This window comes from Paenibacillus sp. FSL H3-0469 (assembly GCF_038051945.1).
Taxonomy (GTDB): domain Bacteria; phylum Bacillota; class Bacilli; order Paenibacillales; family Paenibacillaceae; genus Paenibacillus_AQ.
Window position 1 is genome coordinate 5,077,598 of sequence record NZ_CP150302.1, and the last position, 19,504, is coordinate 5,097,101.

The window sequence follows — 19,504 nt, forward strand, 5'->3', positions numbered from 1 at the left end:
CCCCCGCACGTGAATCAGGCGTGCGGGGGATTTTGCGTTCACATATCCCAAAACAGAAAACCATTAATTCAATTTATCTAGTATCTGCTGCGGGAACGGCGCGGAGTCAGCAGCAGCCAGATACTGTAGAGCAAGAGAAGTCCTGCTGCAATCAGGCTGGTGAAATACACCTCATTCGTGTCCTTATGCTCCATAGCAATGGCGATGTAGGCCCAAACGAAGACGAGCGGGTAGATGCTGTCCCGGTACGGGTAGCTTACCAGCACAGCCAATACAGCACCGACGCAGAGCATGATGACTGCCCAGAACGGGGCACTGAGTCCGAAGCCGTCCCAGTCATTCTTCACCAGCACAACGCTGACATTGACAATGGTGGCTACCGAGATCCAGCCGAGGTACAGGCTGAACGGCAGCTTCACGAGCCATTTCTCGCCAGCCGTGGGATCTGCGATGAAGCGGGTCTTGCGGTAAATGACGATCAGAGAGAGCAGCAGAAGCACCATCGCCACCAGCGACAGCTCAATGTACAGATAATGCCAGAGGAGCAGCCAGCCCATATTGAAGATACAGCTGAGCATGAACCAGATCCCGATCCGCTGGACAGACTCCCTGCCCCCGGTATCGCTGCGGAACTGATAAATAATGAATCCCGCCAGCAGCAGATAGATCAGGGACCAGATGGAAAAAGCATATCCGGCCGGTGTGAGGTACGTATGATACCTGTCCGAGATTTCGGCGGTGCTGTTCCCGCCAAGCGGCAGGACGACCGAAAGGGTATTGACGGCAATGACGCCGAGGAAGAGCAGCAAATTCCCCCACTTATAAGGATTAGTTCCAGTCATATGACCACTCCCTAACTTGGTTTATAATTACGTTTTGGCCTTGGCCTATATAGAATATACCCGCTTTGGCAGCAAATAAGACTAATCCGGCGAAAAAAATGACCAATTGGTCATAACAATTGCGGATAGTATTCCTGAGGCCCGGGGTAATATGTAGTCAGGAAGTAGATCAGCAAGCAGCGAAGGGAGAGAAGATACATGGAGAGCAGTGAGGCGATACGCCCCGAGAAGATGGGGCCGCTGGTGATGAAGGAGACCTGGAACACGCCGGGCAGTGTGGTGTCCTGGGAACGCTCCGAGAATATCTACATTGTCAGGGGGGAATGCGCCGGAATGGCTTTTATCTTTCTGAGCGATGATATGTTCCGGATGAAGGTCTTCCATGATAAGGTGCCGGACCTGACCACCTCGGAAGCGGTGCTGAAGGACTGCTGTATTCCGCATCTGTTTCCGGTAGAGGAGACGGAGGAGCAGCTCATTTTCTCTACGGGTGCCATCCGGCTGATTATTGAGAAGGTCTCATTTCTGCTCCGTGTGGAGAATACGTCAGGCAAGGTGGTTATGCAGCAAAATCTGACGAGCTGGAACCCGCGCGGCGCAAGCCATGCCGAATATGATATGCAGCCGGACTCGCATTTCTACGGACTGGGTGAGAAGTCGAGCTTCCTGGATAAACGCGGGGAGCGTTATACGAACTGGAACACCGATGTGTTCGCCCCGCATCTGCCGGAGATTGAAGCGCTCTATGAGTCGATTCCGCTCATTATCCACATGCACGGTGACCTCTCCTACGGGCTGTTTCTGGATAATACGGGCCGGAGTGATTTCGACATGCGCTCGCACGGCATTGCTTTTACCATTGGCTGCTCTACAGGAGCGTACGATATCTATTTCATTAACGGGCCTGAGATGAAGGATGTCGTCAAAAGATACACCACGCTCACCGGCCGGATTGCGCTTCCGCCGAAGTGGGCGCTTGGTTACCACCAGTCGCGCTACAGTTATATGAATCAGCAGGAGGTGCTGCAGCTGGCCAAGACCTTCCGTGAGAAGAATATCCCGTGCGATGTGATCTATCTGGATATCCACTATATGGACGAGTACCGCGTATTCACTTTTGACCCTGTTAACTTCCCTGATCCGCAGAAAATGATCTCGGAGCTCGCGGAGCTGGGCGTGCGCATTGTCCCGATTGTCGATCCCGGCGTCAAAAAAGACCCCAAATACGAGGTGTATAAGCAAGGTGTGCTGGAGAAGCACTTTTGCCGCCGCCTGGAGGGCGATATTTTCTTCGGTGAGGTGTGGCCGGGGATCAGCGCCTTTCCGGATTTCAGCGACAGCCGGACTGCCGAGTGGTGGGGAGATCTGCACAAATACTACACGGAGCTTGGCATTCAGGGCATCTGGAACGATATGAACGAGCCTGCGGTCTTCAATGAGACCAAGACAATGGATCTGGATGTGATGCATTTCAACAACGGGCGGCCGGTTACTCATGAGGAGTACCATAACTTGTACGGGATGATGATGTCCAAGGCGACCTATGAGGGGCTGGCCGAGCATATGGGGGGCGAGCGTCCGTTTGTGCTGACCCGTGCCGGGTATGCGGGCATCCAGCGCTATGCGGCCGTATGGACCGGCGATAACCGCAGCTTCTGGGAGCATATGGCGATGGCGATGCCGATGGTGCTCAACATGGGGCTGTCCGGGCTGGCCTTCTCGGGGCCGGATATCGGCGGGTTCGCCCATCATACGTCGGCGCAGCTGCTGGTGCGGTGGACGCAGATGGGTGTCTTTTTCCCATACTGCCGCAATCACTCCTCCATCGGGACGCTGCGCCAGGAGCCGTGGTCCTTCGGAGAAGAGGTGGAAGGGATTCTGCGTGAATTCATCGGGCTGAGGTACCGCTGGATGCCGCATTTGTATAATCTGTTTCATGAAGCGGAGAAGAGCGGTCTGCCTGTCATCCGTCCGCTGGTGCTCGAATATCCGCGTGATCCGCATGTCAGTAACCTGTGCGACCAGTTCCTGCTGGGTGAAAATGTGCTGATTGCCCCGGTCTACCGCCCGGATACGGATCACCGCTCTGTCTATCTGCCGGAAGGCCGCTGGCTGGATTATTGGGACGGGGAGATCCACGAAGGCGGACGCCATATTCTTGCGGCTGCGCCGCTGCACATCATGCCGATGTATGTGAAGGCAGGAAGCTTCGTGGCCGAAGGCCCGCTGAGACAATATGCGCTGGAGGATACGGAGGAGACAATTATTTTCCACCTCTATGGGGCGGAAGCGGCTGAGGGCTTCTCTTCGTCCTTCAGGCTGTATGAGGATGACGGCCACAGCTTCAGCTACCGCAAGGGGCAGTATACGGAGCTTACCGTGCAGGCTGAAGGCGGGGAAGGTGTGCTTGCACTGAAGTGGGCATATGCGGTGCATGACTACAAGCCGCGCCGGGAGACGCTGCGGTTCGCGCTCTGCTATCCGTTCTTCACTGTTGCTGCGGTAGAGGGGCTTGCGGAGATTAGTCTGGAAGAGCTGAATGAAGGGGCGCTGGGCTGGGCCCGGAACGGCAAGAACGGCGCGATCATCGTTCAGGTAGCGGACGCTGCCGGGGGCGGGGAGCTGCGGATTCTGGCGGATACGGATTAGGGGGCAGGTAAATATAACCCGTCATAGTGTGGTAGTCCAGCACGAGTTGCTGCACGGGATTGGAGGACCGGCTTGCCTGGAGAGGCAGGCTGGTTCTTTCTGCTGTGCTAGGGGAGAGGCGGCTGATGCAACCCCAACCTGATGACAGTGATGCTGCACTTTTCGGGACTTTCCGCGGCTATATGCTGCCCAAAATGCAACAATCCCTGTATTATTTCGAGCATTACTCCAAAATGTTGTATGAAAGGCATGAATCCCGCTCATCCAAGCGGCTGGTAGAGAGAATTGCTGCCATTCTTACAACTTTCCCCCTGAAGGCCGTCTATTATTTGAACCAGAGTTGACATTTGTGCAACACCTTGGTGCTTTGCATCATTTATGGCCCATTTGGCGCTGCTATCCCGCTGCCTGGACAGTAATGGCCTGATCTGAACAACAATCTGCTGAATATCACAGAAAATGTGCAGAAAAGTTTTTAAATATAGGCTTTTTCGTATAAGATGAAGGGATGAAGAAAAAGTTGCAGCAAACAACGTAACAGGAAGGCTGTACGGTTAGAGCTATTATCGCCGGAGCAGCTTCATAATATATTTCTCGCGCAGCAGGAGGCAGTCTTCCGGAGTGGAAGGGCTGCTCTTGCTGTTTGCTCACAAGAATGGAGATCAACCAACAATGATTAAGCATCTGTATGCAATATGGTTAGGGGACGTATTATTCTGCTTCTCGGGCGAAACCTCCGAGCCGAAGGTGGACGCATGGACACGTGTGATCAAACGGCTGGAGCTCCGCAGTGGCTGGCGTCCTTTTGCGGGTGCTGCCCTGCGGCTGGCGGAGGTGAAGTATCCTGCGGCCGCTGCTGCGGAGGGCAAGCCGGCGCGGCGCGGACTGCCTGGACGCACGCTGGAAGGACTGGCGCTGTCTCCGAAGGATGCCTTCGAGCTGCTGCTGGCCTGGGATGAGCAGGCGAGCCGCGCCCAGGGCATTGAGCCTGGAGGAGAGCTGCGCTACTGGTCGGCAGCGGCCCGCTTCGCGCTGGAGCTGATGGGCAAAGGCGGGATTGTGCCCGGAGCTCAGCCCCCGCGCAAGGTGGGCTCGCGGCGGCGCGGCGGCGAACAGGCTGCTGCCGTATGCTGGTCACCGGCGTTCCGGGAAGAGGCGGATAAGGAGTTCTTCCTGCAGATGGCGGCTTCTATGCCGGTGCTTGCGCTCGGCACGCATGTAGCAGAGGAAGGCGACCTGTCCTCGCGCGAGGAAGCGGGCGGGTATGTGCTGTATTCCTTCCTGCAGGCGGTCATGACCGCTGAGATCAAGAATGTGGTTGCCGCCCATGAGAGCGCGCTGGCGCCGTATAAGGCTAACTACCGCCGCGGCTATTCTCCGCTGACTGAGCTGTGGTGGAACAGTCTGCTCACCGGCAGCCGGGATATTCCCGTGCAGGGGACCCCGGCTGAGGTGACGGAGCTGCTGACCGTGGTGAACGAGACGGCGGCCCATGAGGTGCCGCATTTCGAGACCGAGGAGGCCCGCAGCGGACAGCTTAGTCTGGGCCTGCGGCTGGAGCCGCCGGCGGAGGAGAGCGAGCTGTGGCAACTGACCTTCTGGGCGGAGAGCCGGGAGGAGGGGGAATTCTGGATTCCGGCGGAAGCGGTGTGGAGCAGCCGGGAGCGGGAATTCACTCTCTGGGGCAAGCGATACCGCAATATCCAGCAGCAGCTGCTTGCTGCGCTGGGACGGGCGGCGAAGAGTTCGCCGGATATCCGGCGATCGCTGGCTGAACCGGCTCCGCGCGGAATTGAGCTGGCGCCGGAGCGGCTGTATTTCTTCCTGAAGGAGAGCGTGCAGCTGCTGCGGGAGCGGGGAATTACGGTGCAGATGCCATCGCGCTGGAGCCGTGAGGGACGTCGGCGGATCGGCATGAGAATGAAAATGCAGCCGCCGGTTGGCGGAATGGATGGTCCGGTTCAGCCGGCGCTGGGCATGGAAGAGCTGATCTCCTTCCGCATTGAAGCCTCTTTGGGGGATTCGGACATCACTGAGGATGAACTGAATGCCCTGGTGGAGGCGGGTGTGCCTTTTGTGCGCTTCCGGGGAGAATGGATTGAAGTGGACCCGAAGGAAGTGCGTCAGGTCCTGAAGTATATTAAGCGTGGTGAGAGCGGAGAGATGACCGCAGCCGACTGGATGCGCCTGGAGGCTGAAGAGGGCGAGGAGCGGCTGTGGAAGGGTATGTCGGTTACCGGCATGGAGACCTCGGGCCTGCTGGCTTCCCTCATGAATGGCGATGTGCTGCGCGGAATGCCGCTGCGTCCCGTGCCGGAGGATCTGAACGGGACACTGCGTCCTTATCAGGAGCGGGGGTATCAGTGGCTTACCACGCTCAGCAATCTCGGCTTCGGCGTCTGCCTGGCTGACGATATGGGCCTCGGCAAAACCATACAGGTCATCACCTGCCTCCTGGACCGGGCGCTGAATGCCCCGCCAGGTGAGAAGCAGGAGCCTGTGCTGATTCTCTGCCCGACCTCGCTGCTTGGCAACTGGCAGCGGGAATTGCAGCGCTTCGCCCCTTCGCTTAGCCTGCATATTCACCATGGAGGGCGGCGGGTGCGCGGCGAAGGGTTCAGGGAACTGGCGGCCAGCCATGAGATTGTGCTGACTACCTACCATTTGGCGGGCCGGGACAGTGAGGATCTGGCCGGGGTACGCTGGTCTACCGTTGTGCTGGATGAAGCGCAGTATATCAAGAATCACCGCACCAAGCAGGCGCAGAGCGTCATGAAGCTGAGCGCGCCGAACCGGATCGCAATGACCGGGACTCCGGTGGAGAACCGGCTGGGCGAGCTGTGGTCGATTTTCCATTTTCTCAACCCAGGCTATCTGGGTACGTACCATTCCTTCCGCCAGCGTTATGTGTCGGGAGAGGGCGGCGAACGGCTGCGTGAGCTGCACCGGCTGGTCTCGCCCTTCCTGCTGCGGCGTCTCAAGAGTGACCCGGATATCTCGAAGGATCTGCCGGAGAAGCTTGAGCTGAAGTCTTATTGTCCGCTTACGGAGACCCAGGCCGCGCTGTATCAGGGGGTTGTGGATGAGATGCTTGGCGTCATCGGTGAGCGCTCGGGCATGGCCCGGCGGGGACTGGTGCTGTCTTCCCTGACCAAGCTGAAGCAGATCTGCGATCATCCCCAGCTGTTCCGCAAGGACGAGGGGCGGAGCCTGCGCAGTGAGCCTTCGGGCAAAATGGACGTCATGTTCGAGGTGCTCGACAGCATCTCCGAGCTTGGCGAATCAGCGCTGATCTTCACCCAGTATGTAGCTATGGGCGAACTGCTCGTCAGCCGGCTGGCCCGAAGATACGGGCAGACACCGTTGTTCCTGCATGGCGGCATCTCGAAGCGTGATCGCGACGAGATGGTGCATGCTTTTCAGGAGGGAGAAGGTCCGGCCTTCTTCGTTCTCTCGCTTAAGGCAGGCGGCGTCGGCCTCAATCTGACTCGGGCCAACCATGTGCTGCATTATGACCGCTGGTGGAACCCGGCTGTAGAGAATCAAGCGACGGACCGCGCCTTCCGGATTGGACAGCACAAGAATGTACAGGTGCATAAGCTGATCTGCCAGGGAACGCTGGAAGAGCGGATCGACGAGCTGATTGAACGCAAAAAAAGCCTGTCCGAGCAGGTCGTCGGCTCCGGCGAGAACTGGTTGACCGAGATGTCGAACCATGAGCTCAAAGAGCTGATTGAACTGCAGGGACAGGATTGGATGTAGATTGTGCAAAAGATTGTAAGGCAGAAGGAGGAAGCATCTATGAATGAGCTGCTGGAGCTGCGGCTGGAGGTGCTGCCCGGGGTCATCAAGGCCACCGGGACTGTGGGGCCTGCTGCTGAAGCAGCAAACAGACGCAGCAGCAAAGCTGGAGCGGGGAAAGAGAAGCAAGGGGAGCTGGGCCGGCGGGTGGAGAATAAGCAGCTGGTGCAGCCAAGGGAAGGAGAGCGGGTGGAAGCAGTGCCGCAGGTGCAGCAAGGAGAAAGGGCAGGGAACAGGCAGGGGGCGGAGCAAGGGCAGGGAAAAAGGACGGAACCCGTGCTGCAGGTACAGCAAGGACAGCAGGCGCCACTATCGCAGGTGCAGCGGGAGGCTGTCACTCTGCTTATTCCACAGTGGACACCCGCCCGGAAGAATGAAGTGCTGCATCAGCTCGCTGCGCATCCGGGTGAACTGTATGACCTGCTGCAGGGCAGCCTGAATGGCGGGCTTGCTGCGCTGGAGTTGCTGCCTGCGGATGATGAGTTGAGGCTGGCAGCGGATGAACAGGGCACGGGTCTGCTGCCCGCCGAGAAACTGGTGGAGCGGATCAGTCAGCAGCTTACCCAGGAGCCGCTGCTTGCGTTCGCCCTGCGCGGACTGTCCAAGGAAGAGCTGCTCTCCGGTGTGTTCGCCCTGTGGGCGGAACAGGAGAACGAGCGGAGTGCGGAAGAAGATGCGCCTGCATCTGTGTCGCTCGCGGCCGAGTTAGCCCGGCTGGAGCGCAAGGGTCCGGCTGTATCCTCTGGAGAATGGCTGGCCGAGGCTGCGGCTGAAGGCTCACTGCACCAGCCGGGGCCGCTGTTTCATGAGATCTCCTCGCGTCCTTTTCCGGCAATGCCTGAGGTAATGGAACCGGAGGAGGATTGGAGCGCACTTCTGCCGCAGACACCGAAGGCCCGTGAAGGGCTTGCGCTGCTGATGCGCCGGGTCTCGGAAGCCGCCGCGAAGCGGGCGGCGGGCTTGAATAAGCTGTAGCTGCGGGTTCGTGAGGTGGGCTTGAATAAGCTTTGGGTGCATGGGTTCGTGAGTAGGGGCTTGAGTAAGCTCCAGGTTCGTGGATTTATAGCTGGGCTTTGAGCAAGTTGTAGGTGCGTGGATTGGTGAGTAGGGGCTTGAGTAAGCTGTAGGTGCATGGGTTCGTGAGGCGGGCTTGAATAAGCTGTAGGTGCATGGGTTCGTGAGTAGGGCTTGAATAAGCTCCGGGTTGCACGGATAGGTTCAGTGGGATTGAATGAGCTGTAGGCTACAATGTTTGTTCGGCGACTGAAGCTGCTCTTTAAGTAATATAGAGTGTAAACTAGACCAACTGGTGGAAATGAATCAGATGCTGGGACACGAACGCAAGAGATGATCTTACAAGTAATATTAGTTTTGAGAGCAGTGCGCCGGGTAGGTTGCGGGAGGCTGCAAGGGAATGAAGGGGATAAATCCCACTGAATCAGCCAGAAGTCGGCGGAATGGAGAAATGAAAGGGAAAAATCCCTTTGATTCAGCCAGAAGTCGGCGGAATGAAGAAATGAAAGGGAAGAATCCCTTTGAATCAGCCAGAAGTCGGCGAAATGGAGAAATGAAAGGGAAAAATCCCTTTGATTCGGCCAGAAGTCGGTGTGCTGAGGTAGCCAATATTCTTCGGGCGGGAATGAGGTGCAGAAGTGCCCCTGAATTGGCCTAAACCGGGCGGAAGGCGGGAATGAGGGGCAGAAGTGCACCTGAATTAGCCCAAACCGGGCGGGAGGCGGGAATGAGGAGCAGAAGTGCCCCTGAATTAGCCCAAACCGGGCGGAAGGCGGGAATGAGGTGCAGGAGTACCCCTGATTTAGCCCAAGCTGGGTGGTAGGGCGGCCCTACCACATCAAGCCAAAAACAAAAGAGGAGCACAAAAGTGCCCCTCTTGTAGCCGGATAAAGGCCTAGCTGCGGCCAATTCATCCTAAGTTTATGTGTGTTCTGTACTGCACTGCACAATTAAGACTCGTTACCGCTGCTGCCTTCTGACAGCTCCAGGATCTCCCGGCGCAGACGGAGCATCTTCTGGTCGAGCTCATCGGCGGCACGGGCGGCTTCCTTCAATTCCTCGGCCACATGAGAGGGCAGCTGTTTGTCGAATTTATAGTAGAGAATATGCTCCATGCTGGCCCAGAAATCCATGGCTAGCGTACGTAGTTGCATCTCTGCCTTCACCCAGCGTGTGCCATCCAGCAGCACCAGCGGTATCGCCACGATAAGGTGCAGGCTCTGGTAGCCGTTCGGCTTCGGATGGGCGATGTAATCCTTAATCTCAAGCACACGGATATCCTCGCGGGCGCACAGGTGATCCACCAGCCGGTAGATATCCTTCACGAAGGCGCAGACAATCCGCATCCCTGCAATATCATGGATGTGCTGTTCCATATTATCCAGGTTCAGCTCATAGCCCTTGCGCTGCATCTTTTGCACAATGCTCTTCGGTTCTTTGATCCGGCACTTCACATGCTCGATCGGGCTGAAGCCGTCACGCACCTGCCACTCGGTCCGGATGATATCGATTTTATTCTCAAGCTCATTCAGAGCATGGCGGTACAGCGCCGGCAAAGCCTTGAAATTCTCAACCTGCTTGGCAAAATCCTCGTTAATCTGCCACTTCTGCATATCCTTCACGTGGACCTGCAACTTGTTCAATGTTACTTTTGTACTATCATATTCTTCCACTGAAACTCTCCCGGTGATCGTAATTTGTGACTGTAGACCATGAATGGATGACTACGGCAATCATATACAGCGCTAGCTGCGGTTCTGATTCTATTTTAACCGATGTACAGCCCCGGAAGCAAAATAAAACCGTAACCCTGGCCGAAGAGAAACATTCTTCCCTCCGGCGCGTATTAGCACAGTATAGGCATTAATCCGTTCTTATGGCGTAGCTCCGTTCATTCTTATTTGTTGGTGGGGGAGCCAGTGCCGTAACCTTCATCCTGGTAGCCCGTATTCTCGAGCTTCTGCAGGACGTTCAATCCTTCGATCTGAAGGCGGGTCTCGTCAGTGCCGTGGTCGTGCAGATACTGGAACAGGCGGATGGTGGCGTCATCGAACTGCTCTGCGGCATCATCATGATCGGCTGACTTGTAGGGAACCAGAGCACGCCTGAAGGCGTATTCATCCCCGCTGGCCAGATCGGCCAGGAGATCCTGAAGCACGGTCAGCCCGTCACTGGACAGCAGAACTTCGTAGTCACCGGATTCGCCCCTCTCTTCCTGAATCAGACCGTGATTCACTGAGACGAAATATCGGTTAAGGTTATCGTTAGGCACAATTCATCCCTCCATCATTCGATAATGTACGGGTACGCAGGAACGAAGAACAGCAGAAGGCAAAATGTATGATTGCTTCTTCCGCAGCATACTCATTCCAATATGAACGCTAGCCGCTCTACTTGGTATTTACCACATGACGACAAATAATGAATCTGCCGTGGACTTTTGGTATGATAGAATCACGTTTCCGCTGCTGCATGGAGCGGCAATCGGAATGGAAGGATATACGCGGCTGCGAATCAGCCTATTCTCACTCTGGAGAAGGAGGAACTACAATGAATTTACTGCAACGCATTAAAGACGGTGCCAGCCGGGTGAGTGAAAAAGCGCAAAGCTCGGTGGAAGTGAGCAAGCTGAATGGGCAGATTTCGGATATTGAGCATGAGATGCAGGTTGAATTTCTGAAAATGGGGAAGCTGTTCTACGAGGGATATCGTTCAAGGGATATGTCGGTGGCTGAAGGCAAGATGATCGAGCTTGCGCGGGGCTGTAACAAGCTGCAGGAGCAGATCGAGGACGTACGCTCAAGAATTGCCGAACTGAGGAATGAACGCTTGTGCGCCTGCGGTCAGATCGTAGGGCTGGATGCCAATTTCTGTCCGCATTGCGGACGTAAGCTGGAAGCACGCAAGCCGGAAGATAAAGAGATTTCACTGCGTAAAGAGCCGGCTTCGGCGGCCGCCGCTGCTGCAGCGCCATCTGCGGTTACCGTACATACGGTGCTGGAGCATGAAGATGAGGAAGACCAGTACTACGGCGAGGAAGAGCTGACCGAAGCGGAACGCGAGCTGGCGAGAAGACCCGAAGCACGTGTGCAGTACGCGGAGGTGCTGCCCGAACTGGAGGAAGAGACAGAGCTGGAGGAAGCAGAACGGATGGCTTCAGGTTCTGACCGGAGCCGCCGGGAGGCAGATGAACTGGAACGGGAACGGGAGCGGCAACTGGAGCTGGACCGCCGGATCAGGGACTGGAAAGCAGGTGAGCCAGCCGAAGAGCGGGTGGCCGGAGACGCGGATACACGGGAGATCGTGAATTGCCAGATCTGCCGCGCCGATCTGCCGAAGGGCTCCATGTGGTGCCCGCGCTGCGGCTCGGAACAAATATAGACAGTGTAGTACTGACAGCTTAGGGGGACAACATAGATGGAACAGTTGCTGCTGCATCTGCGCAATTTGGGTTTCACAGAGATGGAATCCAAAATTATGGTTGAGCTGGCCACCAAGGGCCAGGCTTCGGGCTACGAAGTGGCAAAGCAGCTAGGAGTATCAAGATCGAACGTATACGCGGCGCTTCAGCGCCTGACTCAGCAAGGCTATGTGCGCTGCGGAGAAGGGGAGCCGGCACGCTATAGTGTGCTGGACCCGGAAGAGCTGGCCACGATGATATCCGGCCGGGTGCAGGCCTCGCTTGCCTATATGGAGAGTGAAATGCCGCGCGGGGGGCCGGTCAGCCCCTCCTTCTACAACGTGGAGGGTGACCGGAATGTCATTGGAGAGCTGGTCCGCCAGCTGAATCTTGCCGCTCAAGAGATTGTAGTGGATGTGTGGCGGGAGGAAGCCTCGCTGCTGCGCAGTGAGCTTGAGCAGGCGGAGAAACGCGGAGTGAAGCTGCTGTGGGCTTTTGACGGCGGCGATGCTGTACCGGCACCTTATCCGGTATGGCCGCCCCTGCCGGGTAAGCCGGAACGCAGCGGAGGCCGTAAGTTCTCCTTCGTCGTGGACCGGAGCTGGTGCATGCTCGGCATGCGTTATGAGGACGGGAGCGCCCAGGCCGTGATTACCGAGCATCCGGTGCTGGTGGAGCTGCTGCTCAAATCTTTTACACAGGAATTGGTATTGTTCGAGCTGGAGGAAGATATGGGTCCCGAACTGCAGCGGCGCTACGGGGAGCGCTACAGCCGGATCTACAGCAAATATGTGCTGCATGATCAGGAGGAATCCGGAGAAGAGCCGGAGGAATAGGGCTGGAGTAGTAAGTGCCCAAGTTCACTAAGCAAGGGAGGTGACAAGCATGGAGTGTATTGTACATTTTGAAGTGCAGCATGCAGATGGCATCAAGCCGCTGCGCGGACTGCTGTTCCTGGAAGAGGGCAAGACCCCGGGAGAACGGGAGCTGGTGGAGATGTTCAAGGACATGAAGTTCAACGTCCGGCTGGATAACCGGGAGAAATGGATTTTCAAGCCCGTGGCTCCGGGAGAAAGTTATTCCGAGATCCGCATTACCAGCTTTGACAACGGGAAGAAAAACAGCAAGCCGGAGGGTGAGCTGAAGTCGATTGTCGGCAACTTGCTGCCCCAGAAGCCAACAGGGCTGTAACCGGAGCGGCGGGGTTCCAGATAACAAAGAGCAGGTCCAGAGGAATTCCCGGGGCCTGCTCTTTGTGTTGGGAGAAATATTATTCCAACTTTTTCATTAGCCAAACCAATCTGCTTCCTTCTAACGGACCTGAGAGACTCTATTCCTTGGAGAACACCACTTTTGGTGTCTTAACGGACAGAGTGGACCTTAAGGTAGCTCAAAACGATACTTAAGAGCAGTATTTCAGAGAATAAGGTCCGTGTGGTCCCTTACTTGCCTGATTTATGACTTTCATCCAGAATAAGAGCGCCTCAGTCCGTTATGCCGAGCCACATATGTGCCTACAGTCCCGCCGCACCCGTCCTAGACGCTGGCGTGACAGGAACCAGGCCCGGCTTCGCCCGGCGCCCCGGCTGCTGCCAGCGGCGAGAGCACGCGCAGCGCGCCCGGCTCGCAAGCCACGGCCAGCGGCGCGGTGCCCAGCGCTTCGCCGTCGCCGATGGCGTGGCGCGGCTGTGCGAAGTGCACGGCTACGCTGTGTCCGCGCAGCATCGTGACATAGGGCAGCTTCGTGTGCCTGCCCTTCACCACCGTCGGGAACAGCCGCAGCAATTGCCCGCGGCTGACCCCGTGCACGACGCAGACGTCAAGCAGGCCGTCGCCTGATTCCGCCTGCGGGCAGATCAACAGCCCGCCCCCGTAGCTGGGCAGGTTGCAGACCGAGACCAGCCACGCCTGATCGAAGGCCTGCTCCTTGCCGTCGCAGGTCACGCTGACGCGGCAGGGCTTGAAGGTCATCAGCGTATGCAGCACGCCGATGATATAGGCTAGGCGCCCGGCGCCAATGGCGTTACACAGCCGCTTGTAGCGGCTGCCGTTCACATTGACGGCCACCTGCGCGTCGAAGCCGCTGGCCACCGCGGTCAGGGTGAGGCCACCTGCCGCGTGAAGCAGATCGGCTTCGATGCAGTGCTCCTGCAGCGCGTGATCCAGCGCTGCCCCGGGCGCGAGCGGGATGCTGAACCCGCGCGCGGTGTCATTGCCCGAACCCGCCGGGATGACTCCCAGCGGGACCCCCCTGCGCCGCAGTGCGCCCAGCACACTGTGGATCGTGCCGTCGCCGCCGACAACGATGGCGGCGCGCCAGTCCTCGCGGCGGGCCAGCGCGTGCAGCACCTGGCTCTCTGCGCTGTCAGCGCTCTGTGTGAATAGCGCTTCATACGCAGCGGCCCGCTTCTCAAGCAAGGCCTGGATGGTGTGCCAGGTCCGCAGCCCTGCTCCGCCGCCGGAGCGGGAATTGATGATGAACAAATACATGGATGCTTCCCCCAGCCTGTAGATTCCTGCATGTCTTATCCCATTGTAAGGAGCGGACAGGCAAAAGGGAAACTATTTTGAAATACAAGAAATTATAGGTTTCACACGATAACTTATCCTTCTATTTCTCGCCGAAACGAATACCGTTCTTTTAAAGGACGGCATTCGTTTCCACTTGTGCATCATGGAGTTACAGCTGCCGTAGCTGGCTTTCGGCGATTTCCCCCACCCAGGGGAGCTTGAACCATCTGCTGCCGAGGGCATGGTAGATCATCAGGAGCCAGACTGCGAAGCTGCAGAGGGAGATCAGGGCGCCCGCGAGATCACCGAGAAGCGGAATGAAGCCGCTGAGTACATGAGCGATCATAAGGACTCCGAAGGCAATCAGGGATTGAAGCGAGTGGAACAGGACGAAGCGGCTGCGCTTCTCCAGAGCGAGGAAAATAATCGCACCGATAAACGGGAAGAAATAACACAAGGCAGCGGCAATGTTATCGGGCAGTCCGGTGGATGATCTGAAAGGCGTCAAAGGGCTCACTCTCCTTGGATTGTAGAGGAAAAGGCAAGGGACATTCGTGCTTCTTCCCTACAAGCCTATGAGGTGTCCAGGCAAAGTATGAGCTATGCGGAGCTGCTGTCCAATAATTTCTGGGGATAGGGGGCATACTATTGTCAGGTTCCGAAACGAGAGGGCAAGCATATACTATAAAAAATTTCCATTTGCATTTTTACATGGAAAGGTGGAAGTTAATCTGGAATATGATACAATATAACGATAAGGCCCGAAAGGAGTGATTCAGCAAGTGGCTCTTCGGGTAATTAAAGTGTCAAGGTGTCTTTGCAGTGGGACATCCTTACTCTCAGCCCAAATCACGACGAACCTGCTTCACCGGCAAGGCGGAATTCCAAGGTACTGGAATGGCAGTCTGGACGGGTAATGCAAGCCGCGTATGTGTAATTGGTTCTTAACTTGCATTTCAAGGTTACGGCGAACTTTTCATCATGCATTCTCTACAACGGAGCATTCATTTTCAATGTTTTGGGAGGGAACTGATCATGGCAAGTAAAGGTCATAACGAAGTCAAGGAAAGTCTACGGGAAATGACACGTATTTTCCGGCCCAAAGATCCCAAGAAATTTGTGAAAGAGTATGTCCGGAAGTATCGGATCACGGGAGGCTATGAGGAAGAGCTGACCATGGTGGTGGAGCATGAACTGGTTAGAATGAATTCATCCGTCTCCTGAAGAAGCGGGCAGATTCTGTTTCGTGCTGTGTGATGCCGGGCAACTATATATGTAAGCTACATTCAAGCGATAACATCCATGAGGATTCTCATAAACCGTGCCCGGACAGCCTGCTGCTTCTGGAATCGGTTTTTTTTGTATGTTCTTTGCAGATTATCCTCGTATGTCAAATGAATGTTTAGACACAAATACATATGAATACGCTTCAGAAGTAGTTTAACAGTTTTCCGGAAAAATTGAAAGCGCTTATAAAATCAGTATTGACAAGCTTTCGGAGACTTTAAAATGATTTTGTGAATTTGTTGTGAACGATTGACAAAATCGTAGGCCGAACTTATATTAATAGTGATTGTTATAATTGACAGGAAAATACTCTAATCTACGAATTCGGGAAAAGCGGGGTAGATCAATGATGAAAACATGGCAGGCTGGTAAGCGGCTTCTTCCCATGACCGCAGCACTTGGACTCCTTCTGGCCGGATGCGGGCGGGAGGACTTGTCGGTACTCAGACCGCAGGGACCCGTAGCGGAAAGCTCTTACGGACTGATGAAGCTGTCAATCACGATCATGATTGTGGTGCTGCTGATCGTCTTCTCCATTGCGGCTTATGTATGGATTCGCTTCCGCCGGAAGAAGGATCAGAATGAGATTCCGGAGCAGGTGGAGGGCAGCTTCAAGCTGGAGGTGCTGTGGACAGTCATCCCGCTTATTCTCGTCATTGTGCTGGCGATTCCTACGGTGAAGGTGGTGTTCGCTGCCGGCAATGATCATTCGGATGACAAGGATGCGATCAAGGTCAAGGTGACCGGCCACCAGTACTGGTGGGAGTTCGAATATACGGATTATGGAATAACGACCGCGCAGGATCTGATTATTCCTACAGGCAAGCACATTGCCTTCGAGCTGAGCACCAAGGACGTGCTGCACTCCTTCTGGGTACCCTCGCTGGCCGGGAAAATGGACACCAATCCAGACGGCACGGTGAACCGCTTCAGCTTCAGTGCGCCGAATGAAGGCGTTTACCGGGGGAAATGCGCAGAGCTGTGCGGACCCTCCCACGGGTTCATGGAGTTTAAGGTGAAGTCGGTCAGCGGTGAGGCCTTTGACAAGTGGGTGGCTTCGATGAAGGCACCGGAGTCGGTGATGCCGGAAGACCCGGTACTGGCTGAGAAGTTCAAGTCCCAGTGCCTTAGCTGCCATGCGATTGGCAGCATGCCTGCATCACCGGTCGCTCCCAGCCTGACCGGAATTGGTTCCCGTGAATCCGTTGCCGGGATTTTGCTTAATGATGACACCCGTGAAGACGGAGCGCCGGTTCTGGAGAATCTGAAGACTTGGCTGCATGATCCGCAGAGCGTGAAGCCCGGCAACAAGATGCCGAATCCGAAGGATAAGGGCTTAAGTGATGAAGAGATCGACGGCATTGCCGAATTTTTGGCCGGTTATACGCTGGATTAGGGGCCTATGACTGAAGTGGAAGCAGCATATTTGATAAGGGGGTACGTACCTTGGCTCACGCAGCGCAATCCTTGCAGCCCTCCCAGCCCTTGAAGCCCGGCCACAGCGCCAAGCGGCATACCGGGCTGATGGACTGGATTACCACCGTCGACCACAAAAAAATAGCCATCCTGTATCTATGGGCCGGCGGCCTGTTCTTCGGCATCGGTGGCCTGGAGGCAATCCTGATCCGTATCCAGCTGATCAAGCCGATGAACACCTTCCTGGATGCCCAGACCTTCAACGAACTGATTACCATGCACGGCACGACCATGATCTTTCTAGGAGTCATGCCGGTTATTTTTGCGCTGATGAATGCGGTGATTCCGCTGCAGATCGGCGCGCGGGATGTCGCCTTTCCTTTCCTCAACTCGCTGGGCTTCTGGACCTTCCTGTTCGGCGGTCTCTTGCTTAACCTCAGTTGGGTGATGGGTGGCGCACCGGATGCGGGCTGGACAGCGTATACCCCGCTCTCCGGTAAGGGATACAGCGCTACGCACGGGGTGGACTTCTATACGATCGGGCTGCAGATTGCGGGCCTGGGCACCCTGATTGGCGGAATTAACTTCCTGGCTACCATCATCACGATGCGCGCGCCGGGGATGTCCTTCATGCGGATGCCGATGTTCGCCTGGGCTACCTTTATTACCTCAGCCATTATTCTATTTGCCTTCCCAGCGGTTACCGTAGGACTTGTCCTGCTTACCTTCGACCGGATTCTGGACGCCAATTTCTTCAATGTTGCCGGTGGGGGCAATCCCGTACTGTGGCAGCATATCTTCTGGATCTTCGGCCATCCCGAAGTATACATTCTGATTCTTCCGGCCTTCGGCATCATCTCCGAGGTCATTCCGACCTTCTCGCGTAAGCGGTTGTTCGGATACAGCTCCATGGTCTTCGCGACGATTCTGATCGCCTTCCTGGGCTTCATGGTCTGGGCGCATCATATGTTCACCACCGGCCTCGGTCCGGTCGCGAACGCCTTGTTCTCCGTGTCTACTATGCTGATTGCCGTTCCGACCGGGATCAAAATCTTCAACTGGCTGTTCACCATGTGGGGAGGACAGGTACGGTTCACGACTCCGAACCTGTTCGCGGCCGGGTTCATTCCCACCTTTACGATGGGCGGGGTAACCGGGGTGATGCTGGCCTCCGCGCCGGCCGACTTCCAGTTCCATGATACGTACTTCGTGGTGGCGCATTTCCACTATGTTATTGTCGGCGGTCTGGTGCTCGGGCTGTTCGCCGGGCTGCACTACTGGTGGCCGAAGATGTTCGGGCGCATGCTCAGCGAGACCTTGGGCAAGTGGACCTTCTGGACCTTCATTATCGGGTTCCACTTGACGTTCTTCGTGCAGCATTTCCTGGGACTGATGGGGATGCAGCGGCGCGTATTCACCTATTTGCCGAACCAGCAGTTTGATACGCTCAACCTGGTCAGTACAGTGGGGGCGTTCCTGATGGGAGTGGGTATGATTATCTTCCTGGTAAATGTGTTCTTGACCTCCAGACGGCCGGCGGATGCGCCGGAAGATCCGTGGGAAGACGGGCGGACCCTGGAATGGACGATCCCATCGCCGCCGCCGGAATATAACTTCAAGCAGACGCCGCTGGTGCGGGGCCTGGATGCTTTCTGGAAAGAGAAAATGGCCGGGCATAAGGGGATGACCCCGGCGGAGCCGGTTGGCCCGATTCATATGCCGTCGGCCACGATTCTGCCGTTCCTCATGTCCGTCGGTATCTTCATTGCAGGCCTTGGCTTCATGTTCAGCCGTGATGAATTCAGCAGCAGCATCATGAGTTTCCTGTTCAATAACTATATTGTTACGGCGCTGGGGCTTCTTATTACCTTCGGATCAATGCTGATGCGGTCGCTGTTTGACGATCACGGCTGGCATATTGAACCCGAAGAGCTGGAAGGAAGGTGAGCAGAGATGACAACGGCACATGCTGAAGCAGCGGACGGTACATTCCCGCATGAACCTGAGAAAGCGACCCTGGAAGGACGGAATAAAGTGCTGGCCTTCTGGCTGTTCCTCGGAGGGGAAGCGGTACTCTTCGGCACCCTGTTCGCGACCTTCCTGGCGCTGCGCAATCAGACGAATGAGGGACCTTCGGCGGCGGAGCTGTTCCATCTGCCGCTGGTTGCGGCAGCGACCCTGCTCCTCCTGGTCAGCAGTCTGACCAGTGTGTTCGCCATTCAGGCTATGCACCGGGGGAATGTGGCCCAGCTCAGGAACTGGCTGCTGGTAACCGTCCTGCTTGGTCTTGCATTCCTGATCCTGGAGATCTACGAGTTCAGCGTATATGTCAGACATGAGGAATTCGGGATGACGACGAGTGCGTTCAGCTCGGCCTTTTATACGCTGGTCGGGTTCCATGGTGCCCATGTGGCGTTCGGAATTCTGTGGATCGCCGTGCTGATCGGACAATTGCTGCATAAAGGATTGACGGTCGTTACCGCACCGAAGATCTATGTGTCGGCAATGTATTGGCATTTCATTGATGTGGTGTGGGTCTTTATCTTCACAGTCGTATACCTGCTCGGAAAGGTGGGGTGAAGCC

The 19,504-nt window shown here is 56.2% G+C and carries 16 protein-coding genes; 11 read left to right on the plus strand and 5 right to left on the minus strand.

What is annotated here, in order from left to right; genetic code table 11:
- Nucleotides 1-77: 77 nt before the first annotated feature.
- Nucleotides 78-842 (minus strand): TspO/MBR family protein, encoded by a 765-nt coding sequence (locus tag NSS83_RS22375; protein ID WP_341182791.1) that lies wholly within the window; start codon nt 840-842, stop codon nt 78-80.
- 198 nt (nt 843-1,040) lie between these two features.
- On the opposite strand from NSS83_RS22375, the gene NSS83_RS22380 reads away from it, so the two are divergent.
- The 4 genes from NSS83_RS22380 (at nt 1,041) to NSS83_RS22395 (ending at nt 8,267) form a co-directional block, all read left to right on the plus strand.
- Complete coding sequence (locus NSS83_RS22380; protein WP_341346495.1) at nt 1,041-3,491, plus strand: TIM-barrel domain-containing protein; 2,451 nt, start codon at nt 1,041-1,043, stop codon at nt 3,489-3,491.
- A 125-nt stretch (nt 3,492-3,616) separates the two neighbouring features.
- Nucleotides 3,617-3,835 (plus strand): hypothetical protein, encoded by a 219-nt coding sequence (locus NSS83_RS22385; RefSeq protein ID WP_341182789.1) that lies wholly within the window; start codon nt 3,617-3,619, stop codon nt 3,833-3,835.
- A gap of 328 nt (nt 3,836-4,163) precedes the next feature.
- Nucleotides 4,164-7,253: a DEAD/DEAH box helicase gene (locus tag NSS83_RS22390; protein WP_341182788.1), complete on the plus strand. Its 3,090-nt coding sequence runs from the start codon at nt 4,164-4,166 to the stop codon at nt 7,251-7,253.
- Nucleotides 7,254-7,292: 39 nt separating this feature from the next.
- Nucleotides 7,293-8,267 (plus strand): hypothetical protein, encoded by a 975-nt coding sequence (locus tag NSS83_RS22395; protein ID WP_341182787.1) that lies wholly within the window; start codon nt 7,293-7,295, stop codon nt 8,265-8,267.
- Nucleotides 8,268-9,256: 989 nt separating this feature from the next.
- Here NSS83_RS22395 and NSS83_RS22400 read toward each other — a convergent pair.
- Nucleotides 9,257-9,919, minus strand: a complete 663-nt coding sequence (locus NSS83_RS22400; RefSeq protein ID WP_341185151.1) for a GTP pyrophosphokinase family protein — start codon at nt 9,917-9,919, stop codon at nt 9,257-9,259.
- Nucleotides 9,920-10,203: 284 nt separating this feature from the next.
- The gene (locus NSS83_RS22405; protein WP_341182786.1) at nt 10,204-10,578 is read right to left on the minus strand and encodes a hypothetical protein; all 375 of its coding nucleotides are present in this window, start codon (nt 10,576-10,578) and stop codon (nt 10,204-10,206) included.
- A gap of 278 nt (nt 10,579-10,856) precedes the next feature.
- Here NSS83_RS22405 and NSS83_RS22410 point away from each other — a divergent pair, with 278 nt between their 5' ends.
- The 3 genes from NSS83_RS22410 to NSS83_RS22420 are packed head-to-tail and all read left to right on the plus strand — an operon-like array spanning nt 10,857 to nt 12,897.
- Nucleotides 10,857-11,687: a zinc ribbon domain-containing protein gene (locus tag NSS83_RS22410; protein WP_341182785.1), complete on the plus strand. Its 831-nt coding sequence runs from the start codon at nt 10,857-10,859 to the stop codon at nt 11,685-11,687.
- 36 nt (nt 11,688-11,723) lie between these two features.
- The gene (locus NSS83_RS22415) at nt 11,724-12,542 is read left to right on the plus strand and encodes a TrmB family transcriptional regulator (RefSeq protein WP_036722147.1); all 819 of its coding nucleotides are present in this window, start codon (nt 11,724-11,726) and stop codon (nt 12,540-12,542) included.
- A 49-nt stretch (nt 12,543-12,591) separates the two neighbouring features.
- Nucleotides 12,592-12,897 (plus strand): hypothetical protein, encoded by a 306-nt coding sequence (locus NSS83_RS22420; protein ID WP_341182784.1) that lies wholly within the window; start codon nt 12,592-12,594, stop codon nt 12,895-12,897.
- A gap of 345 nt (nt 12,898-13,242) precedes the next feature.
- Here NSS83_RS22420 and NSS83_RS22425 read toward each other — a convergent pair whose 3' ends face one another.
- On the minus strand, nt 13,243-14,196 hold the full coding sequence (locus NSS83_RS22425; RefSeq protein ID WP_341346496.1) for a diacylglycerol kinase family protein: 954 nt from the start codon (nt 14,194-14,196) through the stop codon (nt 13,243-13,245).
- A 190-nt stretch (nt 14,197-14,386) separates the two neighbouring features.
- A complete protein-coding gene (locus tag NSS83_RS22430) occupies nt 14,387-14,725 on the minus strand; it encodes a hypothetical protein (RefSeq protein WP_341346497.1) in 339 nt (112 codons plus the stop codon).
- A 527-nt stretch (nt 14,726-15,252) separates the two neighbouring features.
- Between NSS83_RS22430 and NSS83_RS22435 the strand changes: the two genes are divergently transcribed.
- The 4 genes from NSS83_RS22435 to NSS83_RS22450 all read left to right on the plus strand — a co-directional run bounded on the left by NSS83_RS22435 (nt 15,253) and on the right by NSS83_RS22450 (nt 19,500).
- The gene (locus NSS83_RS22435; RefSeq protein ID WP_019913840.1) at nt 15,253-15,441 is read left to right on the plus strand and encodes a hypothetical protein; all 189 of its coding nucleotides are present in this window, start codon (nt 15,253-15,255) and stop codon (nt 15,439-15,441) included.
- Nucleotides 15,442-15,850: 409 nt separating this feature from the next.
- Nucleotides 15,851-16,900 carry a cytochrome c oxidase subunit II gene (gene coxB, locus NSS83_RS22440; RefSeq protein ID WP_341182781.1) on the plus strand — a complete coding sequence of 350 codons (1,050 nt, stop codon included), beginning with the start codon at nt 15,851-15,853 and terminating at the stop codon, nt 16,898-16,900.
- 128 nt (nt 16,901-17,028) lie between these two features.
- Entirely contained in the window at nt 17,029-18,867 is a 1,839-nt protein-coding gene (gene ctaD / locus NSS83_RS22445) for a cytochrome c oxidase subunit I (RefSeq protein ID WP_341185150.1), read from the plus strand.
- A gap of 6 nt (nt 18,868-18,873) precedes the next feature.
- Nucleotides 18,874-19,500 carry a cytochrome c oxidase subunit 3 gene (locus tag NSS83_RS22450; RefSeq protein ID WP_341346498.1) on the plus strand — a complete coding sequence of 209 codons (627 nt, stop codon included), beginning with the start codon at nt 18,874-18,876 and terminating at the stop codon, nt 19,498-19,500.
- The last annotated feature ends 4 nt before the right edge of the window (nt 19,501-19,504 follow it).

Coding starts and splice junctions, on each gene's coding strand:
- NSS83_RS22375 (WP_341182791.1), bottom strand. CDS start 842: ATGACTGGAACTAATCCTTATAAGTGGGGGAATTTGCTGCTCTTCCTC.
- coxB (WP_341182781.1), top strand. CDS start 15,851: ATGATGAAAACATGGCAGGCTGGTAAGCGGCTTCTTCCCATGACCGCA.
- NSS83_RS22390 (WP_341182788.1), top strand. CDS start 4,164: ATGATTAAGCATCTGTATGCAATATGGTTAGGGGACGTATTATTCTGC.
- NSS83_RS22450 (WP_341346498.1), top strand. CDS start 18,874: ATGACAACGGCACATGCTGAAGCAGCGGACGGTACATTCCCGCATGAA.
- NSS83_RS22435 (WP_019913840.1), top strand. CDS start 15,253: ATGGCAAGTAAAGGTCATAACGAAGTCAAGGAAAGTCTACGGGAAATG.
- NSS83_RS22385 (WP_341182789.1), top strand. CDS start 3,617: ATGCAACCCCAACCTGATGACAGTGATGCTGCACTTTTCGGGACTTTC.
- NSS83_RS22380 (WP_341346495.1), top strand. CDS start 1,041: ATGGAGAGCAGTGAGGCGATACGCCCCGAGAAGATGGGGCCGCTGGTG.
- NSS83_RS22415 (WP_036722147.1), top strand. CDS start 11,724: ATGGAACAGTTGCTGCTGCATCTGCGCAATTTGGGTTTCACAGAGATG.
- ctaD (WP_341185150.1), top strand. CDS start 17,029: ATGGACTGGATTACCACCGTCGACCACAAAAAAATAGCCATCCTGTAT.
- NSS83_RS22420 (WP_341182784.1), top strand. CDS start 12,592: ATGGAGTGTATTGTACATTTTGAAGTGCAGCATGCAGATGGCATCAAG.
- NSS83_RS22410 (WP_341182785.1), top strand. CDS start 10,857: ATGAATTTACTGCAACGCATTAAAGACGGTGCCAGCCGGGTGAGTGAA.
- NSS83_RS22425 (WP_341346496.1), bottom strand. CDS start 14,196: ATGTATTTGTTCATCATCAATTCCCGCTCCGGCGGCGGAGCAGGGCTG.
- NSS83_RS22400 (WP_341185151.1), bottom strand. CDS start 9,919: ATGCAGAAGTGGCAGATTAACGAGGATTTTGCCAAGCAGGTTGAGAAT.
- NSS83_RS22395 (WP_341182787.1), top strand. CDS start 7,293: ATGAATGAGCTGCTGGAGCTGCGGCTGGAGGTGCTGCCCGGGGTCATC.